The 8935-nt window shown below is 51.8% G+C and carries 10 protein-coding genes and 1 pseudogene; 2 read left to right on the top strand and 9 right to left on the bottom strand.

All coding sequences use genetic code 11. The features are described 5' to 3' along the window. From MYY08_RS09290 to MYY08_RS09260, 7 genes are all read right to left on the bottom strand, one after another. Positions 1-1402 (bottom strand): hypothetical protein (locus MYY08_RS09290; protein ID WP_288013962.1); only part of this gene is annotated, 1402 nt, incomplete at its 3' end. A 582-nt stretch (positions 1403-1984) separates the two neighbouring features. After that, positions 1985-4303 carry a primase-helicase zinc-binding domain-containing protein gene (locus MYY08_RS09285; RefSeq protein WP_288013961.1) on the bottom strand — a complete coding sequence of 773 codons (2319 nt, stop codon included), beginning with the start codon at positions 4301-4303 and terminating at the stop codon, positions 1985-1987. Between the two features lie 9 nt (positions 4304-4312). Beyond that, on the bottom strand, positions 4313-4660 hold the full coding sequence (locus MYY08_RS09280; protein ID WP_288013960.1) for a DUF5375 family protein: 348 nt from the start codon (positions 4658-4660) through the stop codon (positions 4313-4315). Then, positions 4650-4916 (bottom strand): hypothetical protein, encoded by a 267-nt coding sequence (locus tag MYY08_RS09275; protein ID WP_288013959.1) that lies wholly within the window; start codon positions 4914-4916, stop codon positions 4650-4652. The genes MYY08_RS09280 and MYY08_RS09275 overlap by 11 nt, the downstream gene beginning before the upstream one ends. Continuing rightward, complete coding sequence (locus MYY08_RS09270; RefSeq protein WP_288013958.1) at positions 4913-5440, bottom strand: host cell division inhibitor Icd-like protein; 528 nt, start codon at positions 5438-5440, stop codon at positions 4913-4915. The genes MYY08_RS09275 and MYY08_RS09270 overlap by 4 nt, the downstream gene beginning before the upstream one ends. A gap of 13 nt (positions 5441-5453) precedes the next feature. Further along, a complete protein-coding gene (locus MYY08_RS09265) occupies positions 5454-5702 on the bottom strand; it encodes a hypothetical protein (RefSeq protein WP_288013957.1) in 249 nt (82 codons plus the stop codon). After that, positions 5699-5956, bottom strand: coding sequence for a helix-turn-helix transcriptional regulator (locus MYY08_RS09260; RefSeq protein ID WP_288013956.1), 258 nt, complete (start codon positions 5954-5956; stop codon positions 5699-5701). Before MYY08_RS09260 ends, MYY08_RS09265 begins: the two co-directional genes overlap by 4 nt. 517 nt (positions 5957-6473) lie before the next feature. Here MYY08_RS09260 and sid point away from each other — a divergent pair. Then, a complete protein-coding gene (gene sid / locus MYY08_RS09255; RefSeq protein ID WP_288013955.1) occupies positions 6474-7184 on the top strand; it encodes a capsid size-determining scaffold Sid in 711 nt (236 codons plus the stop codon). Beyond that, positions 7181-7432, top strand: a complete 252-nt coding sequence (locus MYY08_RS09250; protein WP_288013954.1) for an ogr/Delta-like zinc finger family protein — start codon at positions 7181-7183, stop codon at positions 7430-7432. Before sid ends, MYY08_RS09250 begins: the two co-directional genes overlap by 4 nt. Before the next feature lie 361 nt (positions 7433-7793). Here MYY08_RS09250 and MYY08_RS09245 read toward each other — a convergent pair whose 3' ends face one another. Both MYY08_RS09245 and MYY08_RS09240 read right to left on the bottom strand, forming a co-directional pair. Further along, positions 7794-8366 carry a hypothetical protein gene (locus MYY08_RS09245; protein WP_288013953.1) on the bottom strand — a complete coding sequence of 191 codons (573 nt, stop codon included), beginning with the start codon at positions 8364-8366 and terminating at the stop codon, positions 7794-7796. Between the two features lie 7 nt (positions 8367-8373). Further along, positions 8374-8935, bottom strand: a pseudogene (locus MYY08_RS09240) (hypothetical protein); the annotation flags it as partial.

Below are 8935 nucleotides of genomic sequence, written 5' to 3'. Positions count from 1 at the left end.
GATCTCTATATCTCTTATCGTTGTGTACTTTATGGAGAATCGTTTGGTTGGCGATCAAAAAATCTATAATTTCTTGAATTCTCTCGCTACGAGCATTGGCTCTTAACAAAGTCAAAACGCTTACCATATGTTGCTGGCAGTATTTATTGTCTAAATTCACTCGCACTTCATTAGAATGCATTGCGATAACTGTATTGATAATGTTTTGATCGCCAAGCATGCCAAAAAACTGATCATACAAAGGTCGCCCCGCCGGAGAAACACCAGTATTATATGGTATTCCTTTACCAACACGACAAATCAAAACTGTTTTTATAAGCTTATGAGCCCTCTCTAATGGTATGTCATTTTCAGTCTTTAAATACGAAAGTATCTTTCGCATATGCGGGGGTTCATTATAATAGTTATCCCAAGCATACCTAGCCTCTAAGAGATCGTCGGCATAGCCGTCCAGTGATATAATTCTAGAGTCTAATGATTGATAACGATTACCATCACAAAACGTAAAAAACTCAATACCTAAAGCATGTTTCTCGTTATGAAGGTTGTTCTTGTATCCGTCTAGCGTCACGCCGAGCTTGTATTTTACGTTCTCACTGCTTTTATTCCAAATATGCGGAGCAAAAAGAGCGATATTTTTTCTGACAACATTTCCTGTTGAATCAGCTGTATATATTCCGAAAATACTATTGAGTAAATTGTCAGTATTCTGAAGCGACAGATCATTCAAAGGTCTTTCCATGCTTTGAATTTTGGCTTCATCAAGGACATCAGTGGATTTTTTTAGATTCTCAAGGAATGATTTTATTTGTATGGCAGATGCGGACGGTTTGTCGTTCAAAATATCTTGAACGCATGTTTGGAGCCAGCCAAGAAGTTCATAAGCATTTATGGAGTATGAATTTGGGTGCGACGCACCAATGTCATTCCTCATAGTCAATATATGATTTAGCTTGGTGTAAACAATGTCAGATATTAATTCAAGTTTGCGGCATGTATTAATAAGGGTGTTGTCTTTTAAACCAGAAAGATCTTCTTCGGTAGAATAAAGCTCTCTACGTCCTCCGCCGACTGCGGCATCAAAGAACATATCGAGTCCATAAACTATCACTTTCTCCCTTAAATTCAGTACAACTTCATTCCAAACATAATTTAACGATGCATCAAATAATCCTATAGCCGCACCAGCAACGAACTTTGATAAATATCGCGCATCTCTTTTTACCTCAGCAGGTAAAGAATCTATGAATGTGGGGAGATTTTTTTCAATAATTTGGCGCTCAGGGAGAGAGGCAATGATATTTTCTGTCGGCAAACCAAGATACGATAAATATCCTTCAAATTTTGTTGTATCTGTGGAAAGCAACCCTGTTCCAGGTTTTGCAATCAATTCTGAACTCATACGATTATTTCCTTGTCTGGTTGAAGGCTAGAGAACAGCTAACGCTTTTTGCAGGCGCGCGACGTCAGAGCGTCCCTTGCCTAAAATTGTTAAGGTATTTGTGAGCAAACGCCACTAGTATTTGAGTCTAGAGCCAATACATACATCATACGAATACAACCTATCCCGAATCAAACAGGAGTCATGCTTCCCACACTTAGGGTTTGGGCATTTCATGTTCCCTACTCATGGTGCATTCGATTCTTAATGTACGATCTTCATAAAGCCTTAACAATTTAATAGAAGGCTTTTTTGCCCGCAAATCGAACCTTTATCTACCTTCTTCCCTGATGTTTGCTCACATTAAACTAACGCTGATTTACCTCTATTTCAACAGGTTTTTCTGAAAATAATAAATTTGCGTCCGGCAAACTTTATACAGCCAGTACGCTAGTTGTTCTTGAATTTACTTAAGTTGGACACTTGGGAATTTATCCAGCGGCTTGTGTTAGTCAAAGAAGAAATTATCGGGCGTTTACCATAACGCCCAATGCCCGCTTTTGGCACAAACCGGCCGCAGCCGGTTTGGTGTTATTGATTTACTTATGCATCACAGCGCGGCAGCCAGTCGGCCTCACAGTCTTCGCTCAACTCCAGGCTAGTCTGGATGCCGTTCTTTGTCTTACGCTTCAACAGTTCTATCTCGTACTCCTTAAGCGTCTGCGGTACCGCCTGGCCGAATGCCGTCAGGCTCATGGGGTGCTGATGGCCTCTGGCCTCCATAAAGGACAGGTAGGCATGGTACAGGTAGCGTCTGGGGTTCATCGGCCGTATATTCGCGTTGCCGATAAACAGCCCGGTTGGCGTGCTCAGCGGCGTCAGGTAGCCGCAGAAATCGACCAGCGGATCGGCGCTGCGCTTGATTTCCAGCGCCTCCTCTGATGACTGCTGCGCCTGCAACAGCTCGCGGGCATCGTCCGGGCGGGTGAAGCGCTGCATCAGATGACGCACGATAACGGCCAGCTCGCCGGCAATCTTTTCCAGCAGCTGCGGGTCGCGCTCGTTTGCCGGTATCACGTCCGGGAACGGCAGGATAACCCGGCGACGCGACACGCCGCCGCTGCGGTCACTGAAGCGCATGGGGTTGTTGTTTACCGCCAGTATTACCGCCGGTATGTGGGTTGAGTAGGCGTCGCGGTACTTCGGGTCAATCGCCACCGCGTCGCCGCCGGTAATCGCCTTGATGCCCGCACCGTCGCCGCTCCATTTCTCCTGGTCCGGCAGGATAATCAGCGAGTAGCCAACGACTGAGGCGCGTTCTCGTGACGACTCCAGCGTGTCGATGGTGGCCGCCGTGGTGTTGTCTTCCCCGGCCAGCAGGCGGGCAATGGACGCCATCACGCTTTTACCGCTGCCGCCGGGGCCGGTCACCTCAAGGAACAGCTGCCAGTCGTAGCGGTTCGCCAGCACCATAAATAACGCCGCGAGAATACGCTCCTGCTTCGCCTCATTGCGTCCGGCCGCCCGCGTCAGCCACTGCCAGAAGGCAGGCGCATCATCCGCCAGATTTTCGCCCGCTTTAGGCGTGGTGTAGTCCACGCTGTTAACGGTGCGCAACCAGTGCTCCTTACGGTGCGGGCCAAAGGTGCCGGTTGCGGTGTCAAACACGCCGTTACGAAAACCAATCAGCCGCCGGGCCGGTGCGCCCATCTGTGGCACCATCAGCTTGAGCGTGTCCACAATGCCGCCGATACCGGTTGCCGAGAACGGCGCGCGCACCTTCTGAAACAGCGCGGCGATTTCCCGGCTGAGCACGCGGTACGGCAGCACCTGCCACGCGCCGCCCTCGTAGCGGCAGAGGTCTTCTCCCACGACCGGCACGGCCAGCGTGTTGAGGTAGTGCGCGGCCAGCAGTTCGGCCTTCTGGCTGGCGCTCATGGCCTTCAGGTCGGCCTCGCTCACCGACTCAAACGGGCTGAGCGCTTTCGGCTGCGTGAAGGCGGTCAGCATTGCCTGAGTGGTCATTTCTCCCTCTGCCTGAAAGACGTCGTTCCAGTCGCCGGTGACGGGTGGCAGTGCGGGTTTGCCGTTGCAGCGCTTCGCGGCGGCTTCGGCACGCAGCTGGCCGGTGCCGTTCCCGTCGTTATCGGCGGCAATCAGTATCAGCGCCTCCGGGTACTCCGCGTGCAGGCGCTCGGCCAGCGCGGGCAGGTTATTGGCACTTAAGGCGACGTAAACCGTCTGGCCGGTGAGCCGGTGCACGGTCAGGCCGGTGGCGTACCCTTCGGTCAGCCAGAGCATGTCGCCGGGTTCACCCAAGCGGTGGAACGCCTCTTTTACCTGACCGCCCGCCAGCGTGCGTTTTGTGCCGTCCGCTTTAATCAGCTGGGCGTTGACCGTGTCGCCGGAAAAGTCCGTCAGCGGCACAAGCAGGTCGCCGGGCTGGTAGGTGGTGTCGCTGATGCGCTTTGAGGTGGTCAGCGTCAGGGCGGTGATATCAGCCAGCCCCTTGCCCGTCAGGTAGGCGTTACCTGTGTGTGCTTTCGCACCGGCGACAAGCCGTGCAGCCTCCTTTGCCGCCTTAAGGCGCGCACGCGCCTTCTCTTCGTCGGTTTTTTCCGTGGACGTCTGAACCAGCTTTACCGGCAGCGTGCCAATCAGCCCGGCCACCCGGCAGGCGGCCTCCTTTGTGTTGACGTCCAGCGCCTTTTCAACCAGCGCCAGCCCGTCGCCCGCGCCGCACTGGTTGCAGACCCACGTGCCGCGACCGGCCTGATTATCAAAGCGGAAGCGGTCTTTGCCGCCGCAGACCGGGCACGGCGAGTGCTGTCCGGCGGCGTTGATGCTGATACCCAGCGCGGGCAGCAGCTGGGGCCAGTGACCGGCGGCGGCGCGCACGGTATCGGTGACGATATGTTTCATGCGGCCTCCTTAATGCAGCGTGGCTTTAGAGGCGGCCAGGCGGCCGCACAGCAGTTCATCCATCATGGTTTCACCCATGCGCGTCAGCCGTGGCGCAGCAACCAGCACGTCGGGCTGCACCATTTCACTGAGCATGGTGCAGGCCATATCCATACCGTTTTCCGGGCCGTACTTACGCACGTAGTAGCCTTCCAGCTCCAGCGCGATGGTCATCTGCACCTCGTCCAGCGAGGCGGACACGTCAAGGCCGTAGCGCTCGCAGGCGGTCAGGTAGCCCTGGGCCACGGCGCGGCGGTAAACGGCGGTGCGTACCTCAACGGGCAGGCAGGACTGATTACTGAAATTGTTAGTTGTCACGGGAGACCTCCATATCGTTAAGCATGACGGATTCACAGGTGCTGACGACTTTCCCCAGCTGGTCGGTGAGCAGCGCCACCACGGACGCAAGCGCGTCGCCGTCCGGGCCGCTGTGGCGGTTACCTGAGCATTCAATAACGTTCAGCATGTCGAGCACGGTCACGCCGACGCTGTGGGCATGTTGAAGGCGGAGAAAATCGGCGTGGGGAATGGGGTAGCTGTCGTGTTTATTGAGTCGGGCGGACAGGGTATTCATGCGGCCACCCCGCAGAGCGGCAGGCGACCGGCAAAGGACAGCACGTAATCGCGGGCCAGCAGGCGGCGGGCGGCGGATTCGGTTTCGGCGGTGGTGCGCAGCATGCAGGGACGGGCGGCGGTGTCGGCACGGCGCACGGCGGCAAAGATAAAGGTGAACTGCATGCGTGCAGAAATGAGGGTTGCGGCCATAGTGGCAGACTCCTTGAAGTAGCGATTACTGCTACCACCAGAGTTCCTACACTCGGGGGTGGTAGCCCAGACGGGGGTAGGAATACCGGCCTTCAAGGACACCGGCCAGCCCGAGGGCTGCCCCGCCTGAGCCACCATTGTCTTAAAGGCACAACGGCATAAGAACCGCTGCGCTAAAAAATGGCGCACTGAGGCAACGACGTAAAAAAACACGCGTGGCGCGTGTCGTGTCGCCTTGAAGTAACTCGGGTTCCTACGCCCGGCTGCCGATTTTGCGGCAGCGGGAAAACAGTACACCGGCGGCTCGCCAGAAAAAAGCCTTTTTTTACGCATCGGGCCTTTTTCCTCAGCAATCGGTCAGGACGTGATCGGATTGCGGCGGATTTGATCGGAAGTGCTCGTTCTGCGCGCCCTTGCTACCCTTCGCAGGCTTCGGCTTTTCGGTGAGCACGGAAATATGACCGTGGCGGCCGCTGTTGAATGCGGGCAGCGTGGATTTTTTGCCACCGACGGCGGAAAGCAGGCTTTCGGCCACGTACACGGCTTCTTCCTGAGTCAGCGGGTAGCTGCGGGTGCCGAAGTTGAGCTTAATCATGCCGCACCTCCTGCACGCTGCGCGATGCGGGCCTGCATCCAGTCGTCAATCTCCGACGCCAGCCAGGCGACGTTCTTGCCGCCGAGCGAAATCTGCGACGGAAACTGCTCGCGGCAGATTAAGTCGTAAATGGTCGAGCGGGACAGGCCGCAGGTGCTGATAACTTCCGGCAGGCGCATAAAGCGGTCGCGGGGGTAGTGCAGGTCGTTAACGGTCGGCGTGGCCGTGGAGGATGGTGAAACGGTGGAGAGCATGGTGTTACCTCGTTTTGTATCCGGGCGGCGCTGGCCGGTTCCGGTCGTGTTGTGCTGGTAACCCCCTATTGTGAGAATATTTTTGCCCGTGTAAACAAGCCGCCGTCCGGTGGTAAACGAGCAAAATCGCGTTCTGTTGCACCCTGTTTGCCACCGTATGCCAAAGAGTGCCAGAGAGTGCCACTTATAAAAAACCGACCGAAAATCCAGATTCATTAATAGCTAAAAACTCTGAAAAAATGCTCGCCAAAAAAAGGCCGGTTTAAAAGCGGGTGAACAGTGGTGAACACCCGGTGAACAGTTAACTTTCAAGTGTTCACCCCTTTACTTACTGTATTTATTATCTTTTTTTCAGAGGTGAAGAGTAGTGAACAGTTTTATATAAAACTAAAAGCTCAGAGAGGTTTTCCGGTGAAGATTTGGCCGTGTTTGCTCAGCGACAGGCAGGCAGCAATGAAATGATTTGTCCGGTGGTGAACAGCAGAATAGCGACATCCTTTACAGAGAGAGAAAAGCTATGAGCACCCCGGAAAAGAGCACCGCCCTGAAAGACTTTGAGCAGGCCCGTACCGCGCACCTTGAGAAGATGAAACAGTACAACAATACCTGCGCCGACATTACACGCTGTGAGAAGGAGCGTGAGGCGGCCATCGAGGCGGGAAAGGAAGCCGAAACGAATTGGCGTACGCGCTTTCGCAACCTGCGCGGCAATCTGACCGACGAGCTGAAGGCGGAGCACAGCCAGCGCATTGCCAGCCGGGAGCTGGCGGAAGAGTTTACCGGGCTGATTGCCGAGCTGGAGCTGGATAAGCAGGTCTACATGCTTAACGCCTGTGGAACGGGAAAGGAATACGTCTATGCGCACAAGCTGGCCTTTAACGAGTTTGCCGACGCGACCTGGCAGTCGGCGCTGCGCAACGTCAGCCCCTCGCTGTTGTGGGCCATCCGCCTGCGGCTCCAGCGTGAGAAGGTCAATCCACGCGACGACGACGAGCGCAGCGATATGCAGGTCGTGGCGGAGCTGATTGGTAACGCGCTGACCCGTGCGGCGGCCGCGCTGCCGGAGAAGGTGCTGACCGAAGCGCCGGTGCTGGAGAATATCGGCCTGTGGCGTCCGGCGCTCACCGGCGTGGATATGGTGCTGTACGCAAATCCGATTAAGCGCAACAGGGCGTGGGATGCCATCCACGTATACCGTCCGTGGATAAGGGAAGGTAAAAAGAAATGATGCACTGCCCGTACTGCAAAAGCCCGGCGCATGCCAAATCGAGCCGCTATATGTCCGAGCAGGTAAAGGAGCGCTATCACCAGTGCACCAACCTTGACTGCTCATGCACGTTCAAAACCAGCGAAAGCATCACGAAGGTCATTACCGCGCCGCCGCAGCCCGAACCGGTTCCCGTCATCACCCCGGAGGCGGTGAAGGAACGGCAGACGATCGGACGCTACGGCTCAGCCTTTCGGACTCTCCACTGACCACCACGGCCGCTGAAACCAGCGGCTTTTTTGTTTCCGCTTTTCGTCCTTTCAACGTCCTTTTTCTGGCCAGCCCGGTTTGTAAAGAGCAATGCATGCATGGCGTGCATGAATTTGCATGCAGAATGCAGCGCACCAGACACCCCGTCATCCCACGCGCGGCGCGGCTTTGCCCGGTTCATGCAGCTGCATAAAAAACGATGCGCAAAGCGGGCAGGCGAGGCGGGGGTAGCATTGCGCGCTGGGGGGTATTCGTATTAACTTTCACAGCTTGAAGATGTCGCCATGCAATATGCATTCAGTAGGAGTTAAGGGGGTATAAATGATAAGATGCTTTTCCATTTTAAAAGATAATTGATATTTAATTATTAAGATGAATCCTGTCACCCAGATAATACAAACCGAAAAATGTGGTTACTAGTAGTTGCCAAAGTATTAACAAGAATGCAAAAGAATAAACAATTAAACAGTATGGGTTTACTACATTTGACAGTAGTGGTATGGCAAAATTATGTAGCATAATAAGTAAAATGCTTTCTGCTGTCAGAAAAGAAAATAGCATGCATAAAAATAACCGTCGCGTCATATCTTCTTTTGTACGATATGGTTTGCCGTTCTCTTTAACTCCCTTAACATAGATATAAGGTGTGCCATTATCACTAATTAAAGGATCGTCAATTTGTTTTCTATTGAAGGTTGCAATGGCCGCTAATGCAGCAATATAAAAGCCTGGAAGTATGGATATGAAGGAAATTGTATTTTTAAAGAAGCCATCATTACTTAACAAAAGCGCTGGCGTTGTTAATCCGTAAAAGTAACCCATTGATAAAAAAGTTAAAGCCAATGGAATTAACCAGTCGTAGATGAATTTTCCGCTGACGCCTTTTACGCTCAAATAACCAAAAGGTCTGAATAGTTGGTGTATTATATACATTGCAGCCTCATAATAAGTTGTAAAGTTTTTCTATAGTTTCTAAGTCTATATTATCATAGGAGTTGCTTAGGCGCGAATTAAAATTATCGATTACACTTCTTTTAATAAAGGTTTTTTCAAGAGCCTCAAGTTTGATATTATTGGTATGCAGCGTTACAGTGCGTGTCTTACTGCTATCGTCATAATATTTAACTCTTATATTTTTATAATTGCCGTTTGTTTTTTTATTGAAATGACTACCAATCCCTTTAAGCCATGTAATTACATCTTTAGATTGCTGAACAGGTTTAATTTTCATAGTGCTTTCAACCGGAATAACAACTCCATTCATGTCAGGTACATTTATAGTACCTGTGTCGTACCTTATCAGCGTAACCTCGGATAACCCACCACTATTCATTTTATTGAATAACTCAATATCTAATGTTCCGAGTAATTCAGCGACAGGTTTATAAAGTACCTTTTTTGTTTTACCAGTTGATGTGTCTGTGACATTGGTTTTGACATTTATTGAAAATTTATCAGTGTTACTTTTAGATATTTGAAATAAAATTTTATTAAAAAATAAC

Origin of the sequence: Mixta sp. (genome assembly GCF_024610815.1) — a bacterium.
GTDB classification, from domain to species: Bacteria; Pseudomonadota; Gammaproteobacteria; order Enterobacterales; family Enterobacteriaceae; genus Mixta; species Mixta calida.
Note: the sequence above shows the minus strand (reverse complement) of the source record. Positions and strands in the feature narration are given on the sequence as shown.

Excerpts from the sequence above, each read along its gene's own strand:
- MYY08_RS09285 (WP_288013961.1), bottom strand. The coding sequence starts at position 4,303 with ATGAAACATATCGTCACCGATACCGTGCGCGCCGCCGCCGGTCACTGG.
- MYY08_RS09275 (WP_288013959.1), bottom strand. The coding sequence starts at position 4,916 with ATGAATACCCTGTCCGCCCGACTCAATAAACACGACAGCTACCCCATT.
- MYY08_RS09270 (WP_288013958.1), bottom strand. The coding sequence starts at position 5,440 with ATGCGTAAAAAAAGGCTTTTTTCTGGCGAGCCGCCGGTGTACTGTTTT.
- MYY08_RS09265 (WP_288013957.1), bottom strand. The coding sequence starts at position 5,702 with ATGATTAAGCTCAACTTCGGCACCCGCAGCTACCCGCTGACTCAGGAA.
- MYY08_RS09260 (WP_288013956.1), bottom strand. The coding sequence starts at position 5,956 with ATGCTCTCCACCGTTTCACCATCCTCCACGGCCACGCCGACCGTTAAC.
- sid (WP_288013955.1), top strand. The coding sequence starts at position 6,474 with ATGAGCACCCCGGAAAAGAGCACCGCCCTGAAAGACTTTGAGCAGGCC.
- MYY08_RS09250 (WP_288013954.1), top strand. The coding sequence starts at position 7,181 with ATGATGCACTGCCCGTACTGCAAAAGCCCGGCGCATGCCAAATCGAGC.
- MYY08_RS09245 (WP_288013953.1), bottom strand. The coding sequence starts at position 8,366 with ATGTATATAATACACCAACTATTCAGACCTTTTGGTTATTTGAGCGTA.